The sequence below is a fragment of the Streptomyces sp. NPDC058637 genome (assembly GCF_042717325.1).
Classification (GTDB): domain Bacteria; phylum Actinomycetota; class Actinomycetes; order Streptomycetales; family Streptomycetaceae; genus Streptomyces.
Genome location: NZ_JBHXRD010000003.1, coordinates 194,768 through 218,987, shown reverse-complemented (window position 1 = coordinate 218,987; position 24,220 = coordinate 194,768). Strand labels below are relative to the sequence as shown.

Below are 24,220 nucleotides of genomic sequence, written 5' to 3'. Positions count from 1 at the left end.
TACCTTGGAAGGGAAGCGGAGTCTTCGATGATGGAACCGAGTGCTCGTCTCGTGCGGCTTTCTCCCACCGGCCTGGCCGGCCTACGCCGCCGGACAGGCGGCTATTCCGACAGGACCATCGCCGAGGCGTGCGCCATCGGCCTGTCGTACTGGGCGACCGGCCACGGCCCCGACGGGATCGACCTCACTCCCGGCACCCTGTTCGCCGACGTCCTCGGATGGGTGGACAACGGCGGTGCCGGACCCGTCGGTTGGGAAATCGGTGCGGACGGCCGCAGCATCTCCCTCCCCGAGGGCGTCCGGCCGGCCGACGCACAGCTCGCCCTGGACGACCTCGCGGACTTCCCCGACCGGCCCATCGGCAGCATCGGCCCGTCCAGCGCGGCCGCACGGCTGGAGACCCTCGCCGGGTGGAACGACACCGACGCCGACCGGGTCCGCCCGACCCTGGTGGAGATGTTCCGCGAGCAGGCACGGGCCAGGCCCGACGCCGTCGCCGTCGTCGACGAGCACCGCTCCCTCACGTACCGTCAAGTCGCTGAACTCTCAGCGCAGTTGGCCCACCACCTGATCGAGCGCGGACTCACCGCCGAACAGGTCGTCGGCATCTCGCTCGGCCGTTCCGCCGACATGGTGATCGGCCTGCTCGGCGTACTCCAGGCGGGCTGCGCGTTCGTGCCGCTCGATCCGCAGTGGCCCGCCGCGCGCCGGTCCGTCGTCGTCCAGGACGCGCGGGTCGTCCTGCAGCTCAACAGCTCGGGCGAACACGGCCCGGGTGAACCGGAAGCCGTCGCCGTCGACCTCGGCGACTGGAAGTTCGGCTCCCACCCCGCCGAGGGACCCGAGATCACCGTCCCCGGCGCCGCCCTGGCCTACGTGATCTTCACCTCCGGATCCACCGGACGCCCCAAGGGCGCGATGATCCGTCACGAGGCGATCAGTGAGCGCCTGCTGTGGCAGGTCTACGAGATTCTGGGCTTCGGCCACGACGACGCCTCCCTCTTCAAGGCCCCGCTGTCCTTCGATATCTCCATCAACGAGATATTCCTGCCCCTGGTGTGCGGCGGCCGGCTGGTCGTCCTGAGGCCCGGCGGTGAACGGGACCCGCACCACCTGCTGAGCGTGATCGCCGAACAGCGCGTCACCTTCACGTACCTGGTGTCGTCCATGCTGGACGTCCTGCTGGAGATCGCCGGCGACTCCGGGCGGCTGGACAGCCTGCGCCACGTGTGGTGCGGCGGCGAGGTGCTGACCCCGGAGCTCTACGAGCGGTTCCGCACCCGCCTCGACATCCCCATGTACCACGGCTACGGCCCCGCCGAGACGACGATCGGCGTCTCGCACGTCATCTACCGGGGCGAGGCCGAACGCCTGTCGACGTCCATCGGCAAGGCCAACCCCAACACCCAGCTGTACGTGCTCGACGACGAGCTGCGCCCCGTCCCGGTCGGCGTCGGCGGCGAACTGTACGTCGGCGGCTTCCTCCTGGGACGCGGCTACGTCAACGCGGCAGGCCTGACGGCCTCCCGCTTCGTGGCGAACCCCTTCGCGGCGGACGGCTCCCGGCTGTACCGGACCGGTGACCTCGCGCGGTTCGTCCCGGACGGCTCGCTGGACTTCCTCGGCCGGGCGGACAACCAGATCAAGATCCGCGGCATGCGGCTGGAGATCGAGGACGTCGAGGCCGGGCTCGCGGAACACCCCCGGGTACGGCACACCTGCGTCGTCGCCAGGAAGAACACCGCGGGCGGCACCTACCTGGTGGGCTACGTCATCCCCGCCACCGGGAGCGAGGACCTGACCGCCGACGAGGTCAGGACGTGGGCCGTCGAGCACATGGTGGAGTACATGGTGCCCACCCACACGGTCGTGATGAAGGAGTTCCCGCTTACCGCGAACGGCAAGCTCGACCGGGCGGCGCTGCCGGAGCCCGTGCTCGGGGGCTCGGTCGTCGCACCCGCCACCGAGAACGAGCGCCTGGTGTGCGCGGCCGTCGCGTCGGTGCTGCGGCTGGACGAGGTCGGCGTGGACCAGGACTTCTTCCGGCTCGGCGGAGACAGCATTCTGGCGATCTCGCTGCTGAGCGCGCTGCGCGACACGGGCGTCTACGTCACGGCACGGCAGATCTTCACCAACAGCGTCGTCGGCGCCCTGGCCGCCGTGGCGAGCCGCGAGGACGTCTCCACCGTCGAACACACCGACGTGGCGACCGGATCCGTCGTGGGATCGCCCATCGTGCAGTGGCTCGGCGAGACCACGGACGCCATCGACGGCTTCGTGCAGTCGATGGTGCTGAACACCCCGGCGGACCTGACCGCCGACGCCCTGGGCACGATCCTCAGCGCGGTCGTCGCACGGCACGACATGCTGCGGGCCCGGCTGGTGCGCGGTGACCGCTGGAGCTTCGACATCCCGGCCGCGGACCGGACCCTCGCCGGATGGCAGGAGAGCGACCTGGCGCTCGACGCGTGCGTCGCGCTCGCCACCGAGGCGCTCGACCCGGACAACGGTGTGATGCTGCGCGCCGTCTGGCGCCGGGAGGCACGCCAGCTGGTCGTCGTCGTCCACCATGTGGTGATCGACGGCGTGTCCTGGCGGGTCCTGATGGAGGACCTGGCCACGGCATGGCGGCAGTACGCCTCCGGCGCCCGGATCGAACTGCCCCTGGTCGGAACGTCGTTCCGGCGCTGGACGGAACTGCTCGGGCAGGCCGAGTTCGACGCCGACCGTGCCTACTTCCTGCGCCCCCTGCCGGGAGCGGACCAACCGGTGGGCAGGCGCCCGCTGTCCGAGGCCGACACCGTCGCCCGGGAGCGGACCCGGGCCTTCCCCGTCGGCGCCGACGTCACGGCCGCGCTGCTCGGTGAGATCCCCGCGAAGTTCCACGCGGGCGTCAACGACGTCCTGCTGACCGCGCTCGCCGTCGGCCTCGCCCGGTGGCGCCGCGACCTGGGCCAGGACCAGACGTTCGCGCACATCGAGCTGGAGGGCCACGGCCGTGAAGGCCGGTTCGTGGCGGACGCGGCGGGCTTCGAGCCTGAGCTGTCACGGACCGTCGGCTGGTTCACCACCCTGTTCCCGGTGACCGTGGACCCCGGCGCGGCAGCCGATCCCACCGCGCCGGAGTACCTGGCCGCGGCCCTCAAGGCGGTCAAGGAAGACCTCGCCCGGGTGCCCGGCAACGGTGTCTCCTACGGCGCCCTGCGCTACCTGTCCGACACCGCCTTCGACGCGCCCGCACCCCAGGTGCTGTTCAACTACCTGGGCCGCTTCGACTCGGGCGCGTCCGGCGACTGGCAGCCCGCCGGTGCCACAGGGCAGCTGGGCGAGAAGCGCGACCCGAGGATGCGCCTGCCGCGCTGCCTGGAGTTCAACGCCATCGCCGAACCCGCGGCGAGCGGCGAGTACGAGCTGGTCACCACCGTGTCCTGGCCCGACGGGATGTTCACCGACGAGGACATCACGACCGTCGGCACCTACCTGAGCGAGGCCCTCGCCGGGCTGGCGGCCCTCGACCAGGGTGGCCACTCTCCCAGCGACTTCGGCCCGCTGCCGCTCACACAGGCCGACGTCGACGCCCTGGACGGCCCCGACCTGCGGGACATCCTGCCGCTGACCCCGTTGCAGGAGGGCCTGTACTTCCACTCGGTCTTCGACGACGACTCGGCGGGAAGCTACGTCGAGCAGCAGTTGCTGACGCTGGACGGCGAGGTGGACGCCGACCGGCTCGCGGCGGCGGCCACCCGGCTGCTGGAGCTGTACCCGAACCTGGCCGCCCGCTTCGTGGCGCTCGCCGACGGCCGTGTGGTCTCCGTGCTGGAGAGCAACGCCGAAGCGCCGTTCACCACGCTGGACCGTCCCGGCATCACCGACGCCGAGATCCGCGACCACGCCGAGCGGGACCGGCGCGCCGGGTTCGACCTGGCCACCGGCCCGCTGATGCGGTACACACTCGTCCGCGCGGGCTCCGGCCGGAACGTGCTGGTGCAGACGGTGCACCACATCATCGCCGACGGCTGGTCGGTGCCGCCGATGCTGCGCACCCTGCTGGCCGAGTACCACCGGCCGGGGACCACCTACCGGATCGGCGGCTTCCCCGACTACGTGCACTGGCTCGCCGGACGTGACGAGGACGAGAGCGACCGCGTCTGGCGCGACCAGCTCGCCGACCTGCCCGGCCCGTCGCTCGTCGCCGAGGGCCACAGCCCCTCCGACCGGTTCGCCGACACCGCGGTGGAACCGGCGGACGACATCGACGCCGCCGCCCGCTCGGCCGGCGTACCCCTCAGCGTGGCCGTGCACAGCGCCTGGGCGGTGACGCTGGGCGGCATCCTGCGGGGCAGGGACGTGGTGTTCGGCTCCACGGTGTCCGGGCGGGACGCGGACGTGCCCGGCATCGAGGACATGGTCGGCCTGTTCATCAACACGATCCCCGTGCGCGCCCGGTGGACCGGTGCCACCACGGCGGCCGAGCTGCTCGCCTCGGTACGGGAACACCAGAGCGCCGTACTGCCGCACCAGCACGTCTCGCTGGCGAGGATCGGCAGGCAGGCCGGCGCCGGTGCCCGATTCGACACCCTGGTGGTGTTCGACGTCGCGACCGACGTGGACGCGCTGCGGACACCCGGCGACGAGCTGGTCATCACCGACATCGTCAACGAGGGCGCCCCGCACTACCCGTTGACCCTGGTGGTGGAACGCGCACTCGACGGCCGGCCCCGGTTCAACCTGATCTACGACGGCGCGCTGCTGCGGGAGACGACCGCCCAGGCCGTCCTGAGCACGTTCACCCGCACCCTCACCGGCCTCCTCACCCGGCCCGACGCCCCCGTCGGCGACCTGGCACCCGACGACGCCCGGCGTCCCGCGCGGATCACCCCGACGACCCTGGGCGCACTGTTCGACGCCGCCGCCCACCGCGACCCGGCAGCCACCGCCGTCACCCGGTGCGGTCTCGACGGGGCCGGCGCGTCCATGACCTACGGCGAACTGAAGGCGGCGAAGGACGAGCTGGCCTCGGCCCTGCGAGCCGCCGGGGTCGGCCCGGGCCGCCGTGTCGCCGTCGCCGTCCCGCGGTCCCTGGAACAGGTCGTCGCCCTCGTCGCGATCGTCTCCGCAGGCGGCGCCTACGTACCCCTGGACCTGGCGTACCCGGACGAACGGCTGGAGTACATCCTCGCCGACGCCGCCGTGCAGGTCGTGCTCGTCGACCGAGAGCAGCGGGACCGCTTCACGGAACTCCTGGGCCGGCTGCCCGACCCGCACGCCCGCGTGCTCGTGCTGGGTGACGAACCGCCGCAAGCGCCACCGGAGACCCCCGCACCGCGGGCGGCCGGCTGGCACGACCCCGCGTACGTCATCTACACGTCCGGATCGACCGGCAGGCCCAAGGGCGTCGTCGTCCCGCACTCCAGCGTGGTGACGCTGCTCGCCAACACCCGGCCCGACATGGACTTCGGCCCGCAGGACGTGTGGGTCCAGTTCCACTCCTACTCCTTCGACTTCGCGGTCTGGGAACTGTGGGGCGCACTGGCGCACGGGGGTGAGCTGCTGGTCCCGGAGTACGCGCTGACCCGCTCCCCGGTCGACTTCCACCGGCTGGTCCGGGAACGCGGAGTGACCGTGCTCAACCAGACCCCGTCGGCGTTCTACCAGTTCATCGAGGCCGACCGGCACGCCGACGGACCGGCCACCGCACTGCGCCGGATCATCTTCGGGGGCGAGGCGCTGGATCCCGTACGGCTGCGCGGCTGGGCCGAACGGCACGGCACCGCCTCGCCCGAACTGGTCAACATGTACGGCATCACCGAGACCACCGTCCACGTCACCCACCGGGTGCTCACCGACGAGGACCTGGGCCACGAGGCCAGCCCGATCGGCGGCCCGATCCCGGGCCTGGTCACCTATCTGCTCGACGACCGGCTCCGGCCGGTGCCGCCCGGCCGGGTCGGCGCCATCTACGTCGCGGGCGACCAGGTGTCCCTCGGCTACCTGGGCAGGCCCGGGCTCACCGCCGGCCGGTTCGTGGCGAACCCGTTCGCCGACGACGGCTCCCGCATGTACCACACGGGCGACCTCGCCCGCCGGACGCTCGACGGTGAGCTGGAGTTCACCGGCCGCGCCGACGACCAGGTGCAGCTCAAGGGATTCCGCATCGAGCTCGGCGAGGTCGAGTCCGCGATCAGGGAACTCGACGGCGTCATCGACGTGGCCGTCACCACGGCGACCGGCGGTGACCACCTGGTCGCCCATGTCGTGGGCCGGGTGCCCGGCGACCTCACCGCTCTGCTGTCCGCGAAGCTGCCCGCGCACATGGTGCCGGGCCGGGTCCTGACGGTCGACGCGCTGCCGCTGACGGTCAACGGCAAGCTGGACCGCAAGGCCCTGACCGAACGCGCCGTACAGGACGACACCCCGGTGGCCGCCGCGAGTGACTCCGTGCTCGGCGCGCTCGTCGGCATCTTCGCCGAGATCCTGCCGGGCGCCTCCGTCGACGCCGACACCGACTTCTTCATGGCCGGCGGCGACAGCATCGTCGCCATCACCCTCGTCAACCGGGCCAGGGCGCTCGGTCTGGCCGTCGCGCCCCGGGACGTGTTCCTGCTCAAGACACCGCGCGCGCTCGCCGAAAACCTCCCCACGCGCACTCCGCAGGCCGCCGCACCTCCGCCCGCCCGCCGTGAGGACGGCCCCCTGACGCCGACGCCCATCATCCTGCGACAGCGTGAACTGGGCGGCTCGCTCACCCGGTTCGCCCAGGCCAGGGCACTGGTGGCGGCCGAAGGCACCGCGTTCGCCGATGTCGAACGCGCGGCGAACGCCGTCGTGGCCGCCCACCCCGCCCTCCGGCTGCGGCTACGCGTCACCCACGGTGTGTGGGCGCTGCGCACCGAACCGGCCCGCGAGGTCACCGTCGTCCGGGCGGACACGGCCGACGCGACGACCGCGGCGAACGAGGCCGCCGGGCTCCTCGATCCCGAGGCCGGGGACGTCATCGCGTTCTCGTGGCTGGCGGCGAGCCGGACCCTGGTGGTCACCGTGCACCACCTCGCCGTCGACGCGGTGTCCTGGCTGATCCTGCTGGACGACCTCGCCGTCGCCCTGCGCGGTGCGACCCTCGCACCGCCGACCACGTCCTACGCCGAGTACGCCGAGGCACTGAGCTCCGTGACCGCCCGTGCGACCGACGACCTCGGGCACTGGATCACCACGCTCCAGGCCCCCGCGCTGCTGCCCGCCGTCACGGGGCTGCGCGGGACCACCGTCGTGCTCGCACCCGACGTGAGCGACCGGGTGACCCGTACCGCACCCGCCGTACTGGGTGTCGGCCTCACCGAACTGCTCTGCGGCGCACTGCGGACCGCGCTCACGCACATCCAGCCGGCACCCACCGATCTCGCGATCGAGCTGGAACGGCACGGCCGGGTCCCGGCGCTGGAGCACCACGACTACAGCCGCACGGTCGGCTGGTTCACCTCCATCGCACCCGTACGCCTCACCGCGCACACCGACCCCGTCGAGGCGGCCCGCGAAGTCGCCGCACGCCAGCCGGACGAGCAGGGGCACGTCGGCTACGGCCGGCTCAGATACCTCGACCCGCAGACGGCCCCGCTGCTGAACGCCCGCCCGCAGGTGCTGTTCAACTACCTCGGCAGGGGCGGCGAGTCCCAGGCACCGCACCTCACCGGTGGGGACCAGGGCAGCCCGTACGCCGTCGAGGTCAACGCCTGGACCGACGACGCCACAGGAAGCCTGCACACCGCGTTCACCCTCGCCGACGGCATACCCGACGAGATCACCGGGCACTGGCGCGACGCCCTGGAACGCCTCGCGGACGCCTCCACGACGGCCGAACGCACGGCACCGGTCACTCCGCTCCAGCGGGGCCTGTTCTTCCAGGCCCAGATGGCGGGCACGGCCGGACACTACGTCGCCCAGAGCTACTTCACCTTCGACCGGCGCCTGGACACCGGCGCACTGGCCGAGGCGATGGCGTACGTGATCGCGCGGCACCCCGTCGTGGGCGCCGGCTTCACCACCGACGACGACGGGAACCCGGTCCAGGTCCTCAAGGCCGGCCGGCGGGTCGACGTCCGCACCGTCCTCCTGGAGACGGACGAGGAAGCCGAGGCCCTGCGTGCCCGGGACCGCGACACCGGCTTCGAACCGGACGAGCCACCGCTGATCCGGCTGACCGTGGTGCGTCTGCCCGACGACCGTGACGGCCTGCTGCTCAGCTACCACCTGCTGCTGTGGGACGGCTGGTCCCGGGAGATCCTGCTGCGCGACCTGTTCGACGCCTACCGGGCCGTCCTCGCCGGCGAACCGCTGGACGCGACCCCGGCCACGCCGGGCTTCGAGGACTACGCCCGGACGCTCGACGCCAGGGCCCCCGCCGTGTCGGAACGCTTCTGGGCGGAGCACCTGTCCGGCCTCACCGGCCCCACACTCCTCGCCGGACCCAACCCGCCGCTCACGGACGACCTGCCGCACGCGCTCGTGCACCAGTTGTCCGCCGAGCGGTCGGAACTGCTGCGGGAGGCGGCCAGGGCGCACGGCGTCACACTGAACTCGGTGCTGACCGGCGCGTTCGGTCTCATGCTGGGCGCCCGCACGGGCCGCAGCGACGCCGTGTTCGGCGTGACCGTCTCCGGCCGTGAGGGCGAGGGCCTCTCCGACATCGTCGGCGTGCTCCTCAACACCGTGCCCATGTGGACGCGGGCCCGTCCGGACGACACGGTCCGCGCATACCTGTCGGCGGTCCAGGCGGCCAGGGTCGAGGCGATGGAGCACGAGCACCTGGGGCTCGGTGAGATCCAGCGGGCCGGCGGGCACGACAGCCTCTTCGACAACCTGTTCGTGCTCCAGAACTTCCTGGACATGGACGCGTTCGCCGAGATGAACGTCCGGCACGGCATCACCTCGGTGAAGGCCGACGACTCGACGCACTACCCGTTCACCTGGGTCGTGACCCCCGGCGACCGGCTCACCGTGAAGCTGGAGCACCGCGACGACGACACGGAGAACGCCCGCAGCCTCCTGGACGACTACCTGCGCGTGCTCGACGACCTGGCCCGCTCCACCGGCCCGGTCGGCGCACTGCGGGGCGTCGGCCCGGAGCCCGCGCCCGCCGAGCGCACCGAGGTCGGCACGGACACCGTCGTCGACCGGTTCGACCGGGCGGCCGACCGTGACCCCGAGCGGGTCGCCCTCGTCGCGCACGGCTCGACCACGACCTTCGCCGAACTCCGTGACCGCAGCCGCGCTGTGGCGGGCGTACTCGCCGCGCGCGGCATCGGCCCGGAGACGACCGTCGGCCTCGCGATCCCGCGTTCCCCCGACTGGATCGTGGCACTGTTCGCCGTGCTGCGCGTCGGCGCCGCCTACGTGCCGCTGGAGCTCGACCACCCGGACGAGCGGATCGCGGCGATCGTCGAGGGCGCCCGCCCGGACGTCATCCTCACCGTGAGCGCCGTGGCGCCCCGGCTGACCGGCGACCTGATCGAGCTCGACCGCCCGCTGCCGGAGGCGGAGCCGTTCGTGACGTTCGCACCGGACGACCCCGACCGGTTGCGGCACCCCGCGTACACGATCTTCACCTCCGGATCGACCGGAAAGCCCAAGGGCGTGGTGACCGAGTACGCCGGTCTCACCAACATGCTGATCAACCATCAGCGCCGCATCTTCGAACCGGTGCTCGCGGAGCATCAGGACCGGGTCTTCCGGATCGCGCACACCGTGTCGTTCGCGTTCGACATGTCGTGGGAGGAACTGCTGTGGCTCGCCGACGGCCACGAGGTGCACATCTGCGACGAGGAGCTGCGCCGCGACGCGCCCAGGCTGGTCGAGTACTGCCGTGAGCACGGCATCGACGTCATCAACGTGACCCCGACCTACGCCCAGCAACTGGTCGCCGAAGGACTGCTCGACAACCCCGCACGCCGGCCCGCACTGGTGCTGCTGGGCGGCGAGGCCGTCACCCCGCGGCTCTGGCAGCGACTCGCCGAGACCGAGGGGACGGTGGGCTACAACCTCTACGGGCCCACCGAGTACACCATCAACACCCTCGGCGTCGGCACCTTCGAATGCCAGGACCCGGTGGTCGGCGTCGCGATCGACAACACCGAGGTGTACGTGCTGGACCCGTGGCTGCGGCCCGTGCCGGACGGGGTCCCCGGTGAGCTGTACGTGTCGGGCGTCGGCATCGCGCGCGGTTACCTGAACCAGCCCGCCCAGACCGCGCACCGGTTCGTCGCGTGCCCCTTCGGCACACCCGGCGAGCGCATGTACCGCACCGGCGACCTGGTGGTCCGCCGGCCCGACGGGAACCTGATGTACCTCGGCCGCACCGACCAGCAGGTCAAGATCCGGGGCCACCGGGTCGAGCTGGGCGAGGTCGAGGCGGCGTTCGCGGCGCATCCGGCGGTGCGGTTCACCGCCGCGGTGGCCCAGCCCGCCCCGGAGGTCGACGGGGCGTACCGGCTGGCCGCCTACCTCGTGCTCGACGGCTCCGACCTCGCGACCGTCGCCGCCGAGGTGGGCGCCGGACTGCCGGACTTCCTTCGGCCCACGCACTACGCCCAGGTCGACAGCATCCCGCTGACGGTGAACGGCAAGGCCGACACCAAGGCGCTCCCGGAGGCCAGGCCGCTAGGCGTGCTGACCACGTCGGTCGAACGCGGCCCGGAGACGGAGACGGAGACCGTGGTCTGCGAGTTCTTCGCCGAGGCACTGGACCTGGACGACGACGAGGTGAGCGCGGTGAGTGACTTCGTCTCCCTCGGGGGACACTCCATGCTGGCGGTGCGGCTGATCGGGCTGCTCCGCCGGGAGTACGGTCCTGTGATCACGATCCGCGACCTGCTCACCCTGCGAACCCCGGAAGCGATTGCCAGCCACCTTGATGACCACTCCTGACCCGCAGCGGCCCCGCCAGGGGTCCGACATCCTCCGGACCGCTCTGCGCCGCAACGTCGGCGCCATGACCCGGGGCACCATCCTCATGGGCCTGTACCAGGCCGGTGAGACCGCCTTCCCCATCGCGCTCGGCCTGATCGTCGAACACTCCCTCCAGGAGCGGAGCCTCGGCTCGCTCGGCCTGTCGATCGGCGCGCTGGCCGTGATCATCACGACGGTCTCGCTGTCGTGGCGGTTCGGGATGCGCGTCCTGCAGGCGGCCAACACGACCGAGGCGCACCGCTGGCGGGTGCGGGTCGCGGCCTGCGGACTCCAGCCGGTGGCCAGGGACGTCGACCTGAAGTCCGGCGAGGTGCTGACCATCGCCACCGAGGACGCCGACCAGACCGCCGACATCATCGAGGTGGTGCCGCTCCTGATCAGCTCGCTGGTCGCGGTGCTGGTCGCGGCGATCGCCCTGGGCCTGGCCGACCTGCGGCTCGGCCTGCTGGTGATCGTGGGAACGGTCGCGATCCTGTCGGTCCTGAGCGTGATGTCCAAGCGGATCGGCGCCAGCACCCAGGAACAGCAGGCCAGGGTGGCACGGGCCGGTGCGAAGGTCGCCGACCTGATCACCGGACTGCGCCCGCTGCACGGCTTCGGCGGCAACCACGCGGCGTTCGCGTCCTACCGCGGGGTCAGCACGGACGCGAAGCGCCAGGCGATCACCGTCGCCAAGGTGAACGGCGGGTACGCGGGCACCGCACTGGCCCTCAACGCGGTCCTCGCCGCCGCCGTGACCCTGACGGCCGGCTGGCTGGCCTTCGAGCGGCAGATCACCATCGGCGAGCTCGTCATGGCCGTCGGGCTTGCGCAGTTCATCATGGAACCGCTCAAGCTGTTCTCCGAGATGCCGAAGTACGTGATGATGGCCCGCGCGTCGGCCGAGCGGATGGCACTGGTGCTCTCCGCGCCGCCGGTGACGACCCCGGGCACAAAACTCCCGGCCGCGGCCGGGGACCTGGAGATCGACGGGGTACGGTACGGCTCGCTGCGCGAGCTGAAGTTCCGGGTGTCCGCCGGTGAGTTCGTCGCCATCGCCGCCTACCAGCCGCGCGCGGCGGCCGACTTCGCGTCGATCCTGGCCGTGAACACCCCGCCCCACGCGTACGAGGGCGCGGTCCGGGTCGGCGGGCAGGACCTCGCGGACCTGGCGATCGAGGCGGTACGCGAGCACATGCTGGTGAACCCGTACGACGCGGAGATCTTCGCGGGCACCCTCCGTACGAACATAGACCCGTCGGGCACCAGCCGGATGGTCCCCGAAGCCGTCGAGGCGTCCATGCTGACCGACGTCGTGGCACTCCACCGCGAAGGGCTCGACCACGGCGTACGCGACCGCGGGGCGAACCTCTCGGGGGGACAGCGTCAACGGCTGTCCCTGGCCCGCGCCCTCGCCGCCGACAGCGACGTCCTGGTCCTGCACGACCCGACCACGGCCGTCGACGCGGTCACCGAACAGCTCATCGCCCGCAACATCGCGAAGATGCGCCGGGGCCGCACCACCGTCGTGATCACCAGCAGCCCGGCCGTCCTGGACGCCGCCGACCGGGTGCTCGTCCTGGACGACGGCGTCATCACCGCCGAGGACACCCACCGCAACCTCCTCGCCACCGACGAGGCGTACTGCCTCGCCGTGGCCCGGTGAGCGGTGGGTGTCCTGTACGGGCGAAGGGAACCTAGACGAGCGTCCAGGCGACATCCCTGAGCAGGGCGTGCCGCCAGCCCGCCCGGTCGTGGTGCGACGCCGACCGTGAGACCCGCACGGTCGCACCGGCCTGTGCGGCGAGCGCCTCGGCGGGTTCGCAGTGGGGCAGCATGCGCGTCTCGTGTTCCCCCACGTCGAACGCGACCCGCAGGCCCGACAGGTCGGGGCGCTCCCGCAGGCGCGCCGCGACGGTGCCGCCCGGCGGACCACCCAGCGGGTCGGCCCGCTCCAGGGCGTCTGGGGTCCACCAGAACGACGCCGACTGGCAGGCGACCCGGGACACCAGGTCCGGGAACTCCAGCGCCGCGTACATCGCGCTCAGCCCGCCGAGGCTCTGCCCGGCGACCACCAGCCGGTCCAGGTCGGCGGGTACGCCGGACTCCGCCACCAGCGGCAGCAGTTCGTCCCGGACCGCCTCCCACAGCCCGGGTCCGCACCCGAATTCGGCCTCCCTGTCCTTCGTGGGCACGAAGACGAGGGTGACGGGAGGCATGTCGCCGGCGGCCACGGCCGAGTCGAACGCGGTCATGGCCGGGTGCAGGTACAGCCAGTCGTCCCCGTCGAGCAGCAGGACCACCGGCCCGCCACCGCCCGCCGGATGGACCCGCACGGTGCGCCGCCCGCCGAGTCGCGCGCTGGTCCACCGGAGCCGGGTGCGGGGGAGGGGCAGGACGTCGTCGGCGCCCACGACGGGCCAGTGCGGCTGGTCCGGCGCGTCCGGGGTCGCGGCGATGGAACGGTCGGCGCCGGCGCCGACCGGGTTGAACGGGTCGGCGTACGCCGCGTCGTCCGCGAGGAACTGGTAGGTCACCCGCAGCCGCGCGGGCATGGGCACCTCCGCGTACCAGCAGTCCGTGCCGCCCCACCGGCGCAGAGGGACGGGCTCCGACCAGCTCTCGAAGGCGATGCTCGCCGGGGACCCGCGCCGGAGGAACAGGGTCACCCAGCCGCCGTCGCCGTCGGGTACGGACGCGGGTGCCCCTGCCGCCGCCCAGAAGGCGTCGGTTCCCGGGGTGCCGGACAGTCCGAACCCGGCGAAGGGGTTCTCGGGGCCGGCCGCGGCGCCGGCTGCGGGACCGGTCACGGCCGGCTGGTGAGGTCGTCGGCCGTGGTCCGGCAGAGCCCCCTGACGGGCACGTCGGGGCTGTCCTCGGAGCGGACCCGTTCGATCACCAGGCGCATGAACGTCTCCTTGTGAGAAGGGAAGGGGAAAGGCTAAGCTCGCCTCGATTAGGCGAGCCTAACCTAATCGCGACCTTCGCTTCCATCCCCGATCCATCTCCTGAACGGGCCTTCCATGTCCCTTGCCGAGCACCACGTCCACGACCTCGTCGGCATCGGCAGGACCGTCCGGCCCCGGTCCGGTGGCGGCGTCGGGGGAATGCCCGGCGCGGACCGCTGACCGGGCGCCAGTCACCGCGCACGGCGCCCTGGGGGACCTGCCGACGGCCGGCCCCTCGCCGCTCGTCGGCAGGTCCCGCGGCACCGGCGGGCCGGGAACCGTTGGACGGCGGGACCGGGAACGCCCGTTCCGCCGGGTGCCGTTCACCCGCGCACCCGGCCCGTCCTCGCCGACGTCCTGAAGAACTCTCCCGGCACGGCTGTCAGCGGCCGTGCCGTACCCGAGGAGGCACTGACACATGAGCACCAACCCGTTCGACGACCCCGACGGCCGATTCCTGGTCCTGGTGAACGACGAGGGCCAGCACTCGCTCTGGCCGGCCTTCGCCGAGGTACCCGGAGGGTGGACGACCGTCTTCGACGAGAACAGCAGGGAGGCATGCCTGGAATTCGTCGAGGCCCGCTGGACGGATCTGCGCCCCCGCTCGCTCGCGGCGTCCACGGACGCCTGACCCCCTCTTCGTAACCGCCGTCGGCCGAGGCCGGTGCCGGAACGCCCGCGCGGCGCTCCGGCACCGGCCCTCGGTGTGTACCGGCGGGGTGTCAGACGTCGCTGTTCACCGCGGATTTGCGGGCCGCGTGACGCCGCGAAGTGTCCTGCGGCACCCGATCCCCGCTGGACGCGTGACTTAGGTAAGGCTAACCTTAGCTCGCCTGTTTCGTTGGAGCCGCTCTTCGTTCGTGGAACCGAGGAAGGAAAGCCTTGATCACGGCTACGCCGCGTCCCGCCCCCCTGCCGCATGCGCTCCTCGCGCCTGCACCCTCCGTGCGCTTCGCCCGCGTGGAGGAAGCCGCGGAACTCGCCGACCTGTCCCGGCCCTTCATGCGCTCGGGTGCGCTGCGGGAGCGGCCCGCGTCGCTCTACGCCACCCGCGCGGCCGACTTCCTCGTGGCGGAGGGCCCAGGAGGCAGTCTCGAAGCATGTGCCGGCCTGTGCGTGCACCCCGCCGACCCGGGGGAGGACCGTGGACCCGCAGGTGTTCTCTACAACTTCTGCGTGGCCGGGCACATGCAGGGGCGCGGCGTGGGGGCGGTGCTCCTGCGCGCCGCTCTGTCCGTGGCGCGCGCCCAGGCGCTCGGCTCCCTGTTCACGGCGACGACCGGCGGTGGCGGCCTCTTCCTGCGCTACGGGTTCGCGCCCGCGACGGTACGTCAGGCGCCGCGGTCCTGGGCGGAGTCACTGGACCCGCGGCGCGACGCGCGCATCCTCGCGAGGACCCTGTGACCGTCCACCCCCATGTGCGCGCTTTCCGGTGGTCGTCCGCGTATCCGTGAGGATCGGGCGCATCCCGTGCCGCGGCCCGCCCCGGACAGGGGTCCGGGGCAGCTGCGGGGCCACCGGGACCGGACCGGGGTCAGACCGGGTTCAGGTCGTGGGCCGGGCTGGTGTCGGGCACCACGGTGGTGCCCGGTCCGGACTCATCGAGGACCCCTCGCAGCACCGCGTGCGGCACCCGGCCGTCGAGGACGTGCGCGCTGCGCACGCCACCCCGGACGGCGCGCAGGCAGCCTTCCATCTTCGGCAGCATGCCGCTCGTCAGGCCCGGCAGCAGCTCGTCCAGCGCGGCGGCCGTCAGGCGCTCGATCACCTCGGTGCTGTGCGGCCAGTTCGCGTACAGCCCCTCCACGTCGGTGAGCACCACCAGCCGTTCCGCTCCGAGGGCCACGGCCAGGGCCGACGCCGCCAGGTCGGCGTTGACGTTGTAGACCTCCCCCTCCTCGCCGCGCGCCACGGGGGAGACCACCGGGATGTGCCCCTGCTCCAGGAGGGTGCGCACCATGCCCGGGTTCACGTCCACGATGTCGCCGACGAGGCCGATGTCCACCGGCCGTCCGTCCACCCAGGCCTGCCGCCGCACTGCCGTCATGGTGTGCGCGTCCTCGCCCGTCACACCCACGGCGAAGGGCCCATGGGCGTTGATGTGGCCGACCAGCTCCCGCTGGACACCGCCGGACAGGACCATACGCACCACGTCCATGGTCTCCGCAGTGGTCACCCGCAGCCCCGCCTCGAAACGGGTCTCCAGGCCGAGCCGGTCGAGCATCGCGCTGATCTGCGGCCCGCCCCCGTGGACGACGACCGGGCGCAGGCCCGCGCGCCACAGCTCCACGACGTCCTGGGCGAACGACCGCTGCAGGTCCGCGTCCACCATGGCGTTACCGCCGAACTTGACGACGACCGTGCCGCGTCGCGGTTCCTCGGGCCGTGGCGGTGGCTCCGCGTCCACGTGGTCGCCGGTGACCGCCCTCATGTCCGCCCCCACCCCGTTCACAGGTCGCACCCGCTGCCGTACCCGCTGTCGTGCGCGGTCGTCGTGCCGATTCCCACATCCGGATGCGACAGCCTGCGGGGGGTCTCCCCGCCGGTCACGTCACTGGATCCGGCCTCCGCGGCCCGTACGGTCATGGTCTCCGTCTCTCGTGGTGTCGGTGTGCGTGACGTGTGCCGCTGGTGACGCGGTCACGCGTTCTTCGGGCGTGTTCCTCGGCGGAGACGTCGGCCACCGCGTCGGCGGCGACGAACGGCTGGACGTCGTTCATGGCGCGGCAGTCTGCCCAGATTGCTGCGCAGGGGCGTTGTGACGCACGTTCGCCGGCAGGTGCTCGCCGGGGCGGGGCGGGGCGTGAGCGGCGCGACGACCGCGGTCGCGTCCGGCTCGTTCCCGATGCCCGGACCCCACACGTCGCCGACGAGCCCACGCTGTCCCGGAGCCTGTCCGGCCGGCTCCGCACCGAACACGACCGGCATGCGCGGCGTCGCCGCGAGTTCGCTGAGGGCCGCGATGGTGTCGACGAGCTCCACCCCACCACGGGCGACCGGCCCGCCGGGAACGCGTCGACGAAGTGGTTCCGCATGTCCGGGACGAGCAGCGCGACGCGCGGGATCGATCCTCCAGGACACGCGTGACCGGGGGAGAGCGGTGCGTTCCGGCATCGGATACGAGTCGATGGTGGACAGGCCCATGAGTGAATTCCCTCCCCTGGCGACGTACGCGCCGTGGGGGTCCGAACCGCCAAGATTTCTTTAGCTTAGCCTAACCTAAATAATGTGGGTCCTGGCGTCGGTCCGCCTGCCTCCCCGGCGGTCGTACGGAGGTCAACTGCCGGGGTGCCGGGGCGACTCGTGCCCAGGTACGGGAAATGAACGGAAGCACCTCGTCCTCCCCGGGGCCGTCCCTAGGATCGATCATGGCTCCCGCCGAGGGGCGCGGGGGAACGACAGGAGGAGGGGACCATGGCGAACATGTCCAGAAGGTCGCTGCTGGGATACTCGGGAACGGCCGCGGCGGGCGCGGTGTTCGCCTCGGCCGGGGCGGCCACCGCCGCCACCGGCGTGGACGGCGCGCAGGCCGACGCGGTCGAGTTCCCGCAGGGCACCGAGTTCGGGGCGCAGGCGAGCATCTCGGATTCCGACCTGATGATGGAGATGACCTTCAGCGTGCGGGTGGACCGGCCCAACGGTGTACCCACGGCGCAGGAGATCACCCCCTTGGAGATCGCGAACGCGCTGTCCGAGATAGCCGAGGCGAAGGGCTGGCCGCCGATCACCTTCTACGGCACACCGCCTCCCGCACCGCTCAACTGACGCGAACCCCCGTGCCACCGTGCCGTCGCGCGACGGCGGAGCGGTGGGGCGGGGGCGGCGGCCCGGCCCTCGTGGGCGGGGGCGCCGTCCCGACGGGCCGGGGGCTCCGCCGGTCAGAGCCAGGTGGTCCCCAGCCAGGCGGTCGCGACGGCGGCCACCAGCAGGGCGGTGTTGGGTCCGATCTGCCGGGCCTCACCGCGGGACACGTGCACCACGACGCCCCCGACCTGGATCAGGGCGAGGCCGATCGCCGCGGCGACGGCGAGCCAGCGGCGACCGAGGTCAGCGGCGGCAGGACGACGCCCGCCGCGCCGAGGACCTCCAGCGTCCCGACGAGCCTGACGATCGGCATGGGTACGCGGTCGACCCACCCCATCATGGGCCGCAGCCGCGCCTGGTCCTGCAGGACCTTCTTGCCACCGGCGTAGAGGTAGAGGACCGCCAGCAGTGCGGCGACGATCCAGTGGGCGATGTCCACGGTGGCCCCTTGCATGATGGTTACCAGGCGTAAGTTGCCTCATCATGAGTCACTGTTGAACGGCTTACAAAAGGCACACGGATGTGCGCCAGGCACAAGGAGTTGTCATGTCGCGGTACCGGCACACCTGCATGATCCGGGGGACGGAGGGCGCACGATCCGTGCCGTGCTCGACCGGATCTACGGCAAACGGACCCTGCTGATCGTGACGACCCTGGAGCAGGGGCGCCTGCGCTTCACCGACCTGCACCGGCGGACACCCGGGATCTCGCAGCGGATGCTGACACCGACCCTGCGGAACCTGGAGCGCGACGGCCTCGTGTCCCGGACGGCGTACGCGGAGGTCCCGCCCCGGGTCGAGTACGCCCCGACGCCCACCGGGCGCAGCCTCATCCCACCGGCGCTCGCGCTCGCGGGCTGGGCGATCGAGCACATCGCGGACATCGAAGCCAGCAGGGCCGCCTACGGTGACCGGGCCGGATGACCGGCCGCCCCGGGCGGAGACGCGGTACGGGGTGACGGACGAGACGGACGCGGTGGACTGGCACGCCGTGCCGGGCCCGCCCGACCGGTACGAGCCGGGCCGGATCGCCGTGGGGCTGCGCACCCTGGCCGCCGCGACGAACCAGGTCCAGGCGGCCCGGGCCGGTTCGCTCCTGGGCTGTGGCGGCATCGTGCACGAACACAGCGGAGAGGTGTACCCGGCGGCGGCCGTGGCGGCTCCGCTCCTCCTCGACATCGCGCGGCACGGGCATGTCGCCGCCCGGGACGCCGCGTTGGGGCTGCTGGACGAAGCCCTGTCCTTCGTCCCGCACCCCGCCCACGCACGGGTGGCCACACCCCACGGCGAGACGGTTCGGATCTGTTGCGCCGTAGCCGGTCATGTGCGGTCCCGGGCCGCCTTCCTCGCGAGTCCGGGACGTGCGGGCAAGCTGTTGCTGGCCGACGCGGCGGCGCACTGGCGCTTCGACGTCGAGGAATCAGTCGCCGACGGTGACGGTACGGCTGCCTTCGGACGTCTCGCGGGACGCCTCCCCGCCGGCACCCAGGCGGCGGAACTGCACACGGGCGGTTCCGTCACCGCCCTCGGCGCGGTGACCCTCGCCTACCCGTCGGGGCAGGACGGACAGGAGAACTGCCTGCGCGTCATCGGCCTGCGACCGCGCGAACTGCCCCCTGGCGCACGGCTGTTTCCGGCGCGGTGCGAATCGTTCCTGCGGTGAATGTCCTGGGCCGTCCAGGTGAGCGACGGTGGTGGGGCCACCGGCGCGGGCCGGGGCAGCCGGTAGAACGCGGAGGGCCGGATCGGATGTCCGTCGCAGTACTTCCCGTTCGTACCCAGTGAAAGGTGTTCGTGATGAGCCGAGGACTGATCGTCGTGGATGTGCAGAACGACTTCTGCGAGGGAGGCAGCATTCCCGTCGCGGGCGGTGCGAGGATCGCGACGGCGATCGCCGATCTGGTGGAGCGGAGCGCGGGGGACGACTACCGGTACGTCGTCGCGACCCGGGACCACCACATCGACCCCGGGAGCCACTTCTCCGCGAACCCCGACTTCCAGGACAGTTTCCCCGTCCACTGCGTGGCAGGGAACGAAGGCGGTGAGTTCCACCCGCACTTCGCCCCCGCCGTCACCGGAGGCAAGGTCGACGCGGTCTTCTTCAAGGGTGCGCACAGCGCTTCCAAGAGCGGGTTCGAGGGCGCGGACGCGGAAGGCACCTCCCTGGCCGACTGGCTGCGTGCCCGTGGGGTGGAGGACGTCGACGTCGTGGGCATCGCCACGGACCACTGTGTGCGTGCCACCGCGCTGGACGCCGTCGCGGCTGGATTCCGGGCCCGTGTACGCCTGGACTACTCGGTCGGGGTCGCCCCCGACACGACCGCAGCCGCCGTGGACGACTTCCGCCGGGCAGGGATCGCGGTGTCCGGGGAGGCGCCCGTGGCGCGTTAGTCCAGGGCACCGCGCCACCGCGCCCGGCGTGGCGGACCGGCCGGCGGGGGCTGGACCACCACGGGGCGGGAAGCCGGGTCCCCGGAGGACCGCCGGGACCGTGGCGAGGACGGCGGCGAGAACCGCCGCCAGGACGACCGGGCGCCCGGTGAGCCGTATCCGTACCCGTCGGAACACGCGGGCGCTACGGCAGCCGGCCCCGGCGGTCCGGGTGTTCGCCCGCCCCGGCGGACCGGCTGCGCACCGTGTGGTGCAGGGTTGACGGCGGCAGCCCGGGGGCCGCCCCGGCCCACCGCACCCACCCCACGGGGAGAGTATTCGCATGAAGATCGTCGACGCGACGGTGGTCGTCACCTGCCCCGGCCGGAACTTCGTCACGCTGAGGCTGACGACCGACGACGGACTCACCGGCCTGGGCGACGCCACACTCAACGGCAGGGAACTGGCCGTCGTCAGCTACCTCACCGACCACGTCGCCCCCCTGCTCATCGGCGGGGACCCGCACCGCATCGAGGACACCTGGCAGTTCCTGTACCGCGGTGCCTACTGGCGGCGCGGACCGGTGACGATGGCCGCCCTCGCCGCCGTCGACGTCGCGCTGTGGGACATCAAGGCCAAGGCCGCCGGACTTCCGCTGTACCAGCTCCTGGGAGGCGCGAGCCGGGAGCGCGTCCGTGCCTACGGGCACGCCAACGGCCGTGACATCCCCGAACTGCTCGACTCCGTCAGGGCGCGCCTCGCCGAGGGGTACCCGGCGGTGCGTGTCCAGTCGGGCATCCCCGGCCTGAAGGCCGTGTACGGGGTGCACAGCACGGACCGTGAGGGCGCGCCGGTGCTCCACCAGAAGGCCCGGCCCCTGGTCGAGGACTGGGACTCCGAGGCCTACCTCCGCCACGTCCCCGCGGTCTTCGACGCCGTCCGCGCGGAGTTCGGCGCCGAACTGCCGCTGCTCCACGACGTGCACCACCGGCTGACGCCGGTCCAGGCCGCCCGGCTCGGCAAGGACCTGGAGCCCTACCGGCCGTTCTGGCTGGAGGACTGCACGCCCGCGGAGAACCAGGAGGCCCTGCGCACGGTCCGCCGCCACACCACCACACCGCTGGCCGTGGGCGAGGTCTTCAACACCGTGTACGACTACCAGACGCTGATCACCGAGCAGCTGATCGACTACGTGCGGTCCGCGGTCACGCACTTCGGCGGCGTCACACCACTGCGGAAGCTCTTCGACTTCGCCGCCCTGTACCAGATCAGGACGGCCGTGCACGGCCCCGAGGACATCTCCCCGGTCGGGATGGCGGCAGCCGTCCACCTCGACCTCGCCGTCCACAACTTCGGCATCCAGGAGTACTCGGGCCACACCCCGCTCACCGAGGAGATGTTCCGGCACGCCTACACGTTCACCGACGGACACCTGCACCCGGGCGAAGCACCCGGAATCGGCGTGGAACTCGACGAGGAGGCGGCGGCAGCCCACCCGTACGAGGCGGCGTACCTGCCCGTGAACCGTCTGCGGGACGGCACCGTCCACGACTGGTGAACCCCGACGGGAAGGCCACGCGCCGTCGCCCGCCCCACCTCTCCGGTACGACCCCGAACCGGGGGCGGCGGGAGAACTCGCCGGTCGGGCCCGTCCACGCGGATCGGCGCCCGCCGCCAGGGCGGTAGCCGTCCGCCGACGTGCCGCGCCCCGGCCGCCGGCACCGTGAGCCGTGTCTCATCAGGGCGGCGCGGCTTGCCTATGCAACCAGTTGCATAGAACGATCGGGGTATGGCGCTCGAACACGCGATCCTCGTCTCCCTGCTGGAGCAGCCGGGTTCCGGCTACGAACTGGCCCGGCGGTTCGAGCGGTCCATCGGCTACTTCTGGACCGCCACCCACCAGCAGATCTACCGCGTCCTCAAACGCATGGAGGGCGACGGCCTGCTCGACGTCCGCGACGTGCCCCAGGAGCGCCGGCCGGACAAGAAGGAGTACTCCGTCGCCGGCCCCGGCCGCGACGCCCTCTCCCGGTGGCTCCACGAGCCGATCGAACCCGAGAGCATCCGCCACGACCTCGCCGTGAAGATCCGCGGCGCCGCCTTCGACGACCCGGCCGCGCTGGTCCGCGAGGTCGAACGGCACCACCGGGTCCACAGCGACCGGCTGGCGCACTACCTCGCCGGCGAGCTCCGTGACTTCACCGGACCGGACGCCCCCGCGCCCCTCGACGCAGGCCAGGAGCTGCAGCACGTCGTGCTGCGCGGCGGCATCGCGTACGAGCGGATGACGATCGCCTGGCTCGACGACGTGCTCGCCACCCTCCACCGCGTCTCCGGTGACCACCCACGCACCTGAACCGCCCCGTGCCCCGCAAACCCCCGACCCCCGGAAGACGGACCCCGATGACCGACCCGCTGCTGTTCAACCCGCACACCTACGACCCGGCCCACTTCGACCCCGAGACCCGCAGGCTGCTGCGCGCGACCGTCGACTGGTTCGAGGCCCGCGGCAAGCGCCGGCTGATCGAGGACTACCGGTCCCGCGCCTGGCTGGGCGACTTCCTCGCCTTCGCCGCCGAGGAAGGGCTGTTCGCCACCTTCCTCACCCCGTCGTCCGCCGCGGACCGGGAGGGCCGTCGCTGGGACACCGCCAGGATCGCCGCACTCAACGAGATCTTCGGGTTCTACGGCCTCGACTACTGGTACGCGTGGCAGGTGACCGTCCTCGGTCTCGGCCCGGTCTGGCAGAGCGGGAACAAGGCCGCCCGCACCCGCGCGGCGGAACTCCTCTCCCAGGGCGAGGTGTTCGCCTTCGGCCTGTCCGAGAAGGCCCACGGCGCCGACATCTACTCCACCGACCTCCTCCTGGAGCCGGCCGGCGACGGCGGCTTCCTGGCCACCGGCTCCAAGTACTACATCGGCAACGGCAACGCCGCCGGTCTCGTCTCCGTCTTCGGCCGCCGCACCGACGTCGAGGGCCCGGACGGCTACGTCTTCTTCGCCGCCGACAGCCGCCACCCCGCGTACCACCTGGTGAAGAACGTCGTCGACTCGTCCAAGTACGTCAGCGAGTTCCGCCTCGACAACTACCCCGTCGGCCCCGACGACGTCCTGCACACCGGCCGCGCCGCCTTCGACGCCGCGCTCAACACCGTCAACGTCGGCAAGTTCAACCTCTGCACCGCCTCGATCGGCATCTGCGAACACGCGATGTACGAGGCCGTCACCCACGCGCACAACCGCGTCCTGTACGGCCGCCCCGTCACCGCGTTCCCGCACGTGCGCCGCGAGCTGGCCGACGCCTACGTCCGGCTCGTCGGCATGAAGCTGTTCAGCGACCGCGCCGTCGACTACTTCCGCTCGGCCGGACCGGACGACCGCCGCTACCTGCTCTTCAACCCGATGACTAAGATGAAGGTGACCACGGAGGGCGAGAAGGTCATCGACCTGATGTGGGACGTCATCGCCGCCAAGGGCTTCGAGAAGGACACCTACTTCGCCCAGGCCGCCGTCGAGATCCGCGGGCTGCCGAAGCTGGAGGGCACGGTCCACGTCAATCTCGCGCTGATCCTCAAGTTCATGCGCAACCACCTGCTGAACCCGGCCGAGTACGCACCCGTCCCGACCCGCCTCGACGCCGCCGACGACGCGTTCCTCTTCCGCCAGGGACCGGCCCGCGGCCTGGGCTCCGTACGCTTCCACGACTGGCGCCCCGCCTACGACGCCTACGCCGACGTGCCCAACGTCGCACGCTTCCGGGAGCAGGCTGACGCCCTGTGCGACTTCGTCGCCACCGTCGCACCCGACGAGGAGCAGAGCAGCGACCTCGACTTCCTGCTCTCCGTGGGCCAGCTCTTCGCACTCGTGGTGCACGGACAGCTGGTCCTGGAGCAGGCCCGCCTCACCGACCTGGACCAGGACGTGCTCGACGAGCTGTTCGCCGTGCTCGTAGGCGACTTCTCCGCCCACGCGGTGGAGCTGCACGGCAAGGAGTCGGCCACCGGAGCGCAGCAGAGCTGGGCAATCGGCGCGGTCCGGCGGCCCGTCGTCGACGCGGCCCGCTCGGCACGCGTCTGGGAGCGCGTCGAGGCCCTGTCCGGGTCGTACGAGATGGCGCCGTAACCACGCGGACCGGGTGCCCGCCGGGATCCGGCGGGCACC

General features: G+C 72.1%; 14 protein-coding genes and 1 pseudogene. 11 read left to right on the top strand and 4 right to left on the bottom strand.

Annotation, left to right across the window (positions count from 1 at the left end; translation table 11 throughout):
- The first annotated feature begins 27 nt into the window (after positions 1-27).
- Together ACFWVP_RS04650 and ACFWVP_RS04645 are read left to right on the top strand one after the other, a co-directional pair.
- Complete coding sequence (locus ACFWVP_RS04650; protein WP_384493540.1) at positions 28-10,917, top strand: amino acid adenylation domain-containing protein; 10,890 nt, start codon at positions 28-30, stop codon at positions 10,915-10,917.
- Positions 10,904-12,604: an ABC transporter ATP-binding protein gene (locus tag ACFWVP_RS04645; RefSeq protein ID WP_384493538.1), complete on the top strand. Its 1,701-nt coding sequence runs from the start codon at positions 10,904-10,906 to the stop codon at positions 12,602-12,604. The genes ACFWVP_RS04650 and ACFWVP_RS04645 overlap by 14 nt, the downstream gene beginning before the upstream one ends.
- A 31-nt stretch (positions 12,605-12,635) precedes the next feature.
- Here ACFWVP_RS04645 and ACFWVP_RS04640 read toward each other — a convergent pair whose 3' ends face one another.
- Positions 12,636-13,748 (bottom strand): alpha/beta hydrolase-fold protein, encoded by a 1,113-nt coding sequence (locus ACFWVP_RS04640; protein ID WP_384493537.1) that lies wholly within the window; start codon positions 13,746-13,748, stop codon positions 12,636-12,638.
- A 556-nt stretch (positions 13,749-14,304) separates the two neighbouring features.
- Here ACFWVP_RS04640 and ACFWVP_RS04635 point away from each other — a divergent pair.
- Both ACFWVP_RS04635 and ACFWVP_RS04630 read left to right on the top strand, forming a co-directional pair.
- A complete protein-coding gene (locus ACFWVP_RS04635; RefSeq protein ID WP_384493536.1) occupies positions 14,305-14,517 on the top strand; it encodes an MbtH family protein in 213 nt (70 codons plus the stop codon).
- Between the two features lie 251 nt (positions 14,518-14,768).
- Positions 14,769-15,290: a GNAT family N-acetyltransferase gene (locus ACFWVP_RS04630; RefSeq protein ID WP_384493534.1), complete on the top strand. Its 522-nt coding sequence runs from the start codon at positions 14,769-14,771 to the stop codon at positions 15,288-15,290.
- Positions 15,291-15,420: 130 nt separating this feature from the next.
- On the opposite strand, the gene argB is transcribed toward ACFWVP_RS04630, so the two are convergent.
- Together argB and ACFWVP_RS04620 are read right to left on the bottom strand one after the other, a co-directional pair.
- Entirely contained in the window at positions 15,421-16,317 is an 897-nt protein-coding gene (argB, locus tag ACFWVP_RS04625) for an acetylglutamate kinase (protein ID WP_384493532.1), read from the bottom strand.
- A gap of 17 nt (positions 16,318-16,334) precedes the next feature.
- Positions 16,335-16,472 carry a hypothetical protein gene (locus tag ACFWVP_RS04620; RefSeq protein ID WP_384493531.1) on the bottom strand — a complete coding sequence of 46 codons (138 nt, stop codon included), beginning with the start codon at positions 16,470-16,472 and terminating at the stop codon, positions 16,335-16,337.
- A gap of 828 nt (positions 16,473-17,300) precedes the next feature.
- On the opposite strand from ACFWVP_RS04620, the gene ACFWVP_RS04615 reads away from it, so the two are divergent.
- The gene (locus ACFWVP_RS04615) at positions 17,301-17,651 is read left to right on the top strand and encodes a hypothetical protein (RefSeq protein WP_384493529.1); all 351 of its coding nucleotides are present in this window, start codon (positions 17,301-17,303) and stop codon (positions 17,649-17,651) included.
- 113 nt (positions 17,652-17,764) lie between these two features.
- Here the strand turns inward: ACFWVP_RS04615 and ACFWVP_RS04610 are convergent.
- A pseudogene (locus ACFWVP_RS04610) lies at positions 17,765-18,129 on the bottom strand (DoxX family protein).
- A 166-nt stretch (positions 18,130-18,295) separates the two neighbouring features.
- Between ACFWVP_RS04610 and ACFWVP_RS04605 the strand changes: the two are divergent.
- The 6 genes from ACFWVP_RS04605 to ACFWVP_RS04580 all read left to right on the top strand — a co-directional run bounded on the left by ACFWVP_RS04605 (position 18,296) and on the right by ACFWVP_RS04580 (position 24,181).
- Entirely contained in the window at positions 18,296-18,613 is a 318-nt protein-coding gene (locus ACFWVP_RS04605) for a winged helix-turn-helix transcriptional regulator (protein ID WP_384493527.1), read from the top strand.
- Positions 18,597-19,352, top strand: coding sequence for a hypothetical protein (locus ACFWVP_RS04600; RefSeq protein ID WP_384493525.1), 756 nt, complete (start codon positions 18,597-18,599; stop codon positions 19,350-19,352). Before ACFWVP_RS04605 ends, ACFWVP_RS04600 begins: the two co-directional genes overlap by 17 nt.
- Positions 19,353-19,486: 134 nt before the next feature.
- A complete protein-coding gene (locus ACFWVP_RS04595; protein WP_384493524.1) occupies positions 19,487-20,080 on the top strand; it encodes an isochorismatase family protein in 594 nt (197 codons plus the stop codon).
- A 322-nt stretch (positions 20,081-20,402) separates the two neighbouring features.
- A complete protein-coding gene (gene manD, locus ACFWVP_RS04590) occupies positions 20,403-21,617 on the top strand; it encodes a D-mannonate dehydratase ManD (RefSeq protein ID WP_384493522.1) in 1,215 nt (404 codons plus the stop codon).
- A gap of 231 nt (positions 21,618-21,848) precedes the next feature.
- Positions 21,849-22,415: a PadR family transcriptional regulator gene (locus ACFWVP_RS04585; RefSeq protein ID WP_384493520.1), complete on the top strand. Its 567-nt coding sequence runs from the start codon at positions 21,849-21,851 to the stop codon at positions 22,413-22,415.
- A 47-nt stretch (positions 22,416-22,462) separates the two neighbouring features.
- On the top strand, positions 22,463-24,181 hold the full coding sequence (locus ACFWVP_RS04580) for an acyl-CoA dehydrogenase family protein (protein ID WP_384493519.1): 1,719 nt from the start codon (positions 22,463-22,465) through the stop codon (positions 24,179-24,181).
- The last annotated feature ends 39 nt before the right edge of the window (positions 24,182-24,220 follow it).

Bases quoted from the DNA above. Each gene is read 5' to 3' on its own strand.
- ACFWVP_RS04595 (WP_384493524.1), top strand. From the start codon at position 19,487: ATGAGCCGAGGACTGATCGTCGTGGATGTGCAGAACGACTTCTGCGAG.
- ACFWVP_RS04635 (WP_384493536.1), top strand. From the start codon at position 14,305: ATGAGCACCAACCCGTTCGACGACCCCGACGGCCGATTCCTGGTCCTG.
- ACFWVP_RS04620 (WP_384493531.1), bottom strand. From the start codon at position 16,472: ATGACCGTACGGGCCGCGGAGGCCGGATCCAGTGACGTGACCGGCGGG.
- ACFWVP_RS04580 (WP_384493519.1), top strand. From the start codon at position 22,463: ATGACCGACCCGCTGCTGTTCAACCCGCACACCTACGACCCGGCCCAC.
- ACFWVP_RS04645 (WP_384493538.1), top strand. From the start codon at position 10,904: ATGACCACTCCTGACCCGCAGCGGCCCCGCCAGGGGTCCGACATCCTC.
- ACFWVP_RS04650 (WP_384493540.1), top strand. From the start codon at position 28: ATGATGGAACCGAGTGCTCGTCTCGTGCGGCTTTCTCCCACCGGCCTG.
- ACFWVP_RS04615 (WP_384493529.1), top strand. From the start codon at position 17,301: ATGGCGAACATGTCCAGAAGGTCGCTGCTGGGATACTCGGGAACGGCC.
- ACFWVP_RS04585 (WP_384493520.1), top strand. From the start codon at position 21,849: ATGGCGCTCGAACACGCGATCCTCGTCTCCCTGCTGGAGCAGCCGGGT.
- argB (WP_384493532.1), bottom strand. From the start codon at position 16,317: ATGAGGGCGGTCACCGGCGACCACGTGGACGCGGAGCCACCGCCACGG.
- manD (WP_384493522.1), top strand. From the start codon at position 20,403: ATGAAGATCGTCGACGCGACGGTGGTCGTCACCTGCCCCGGCCGGAAC.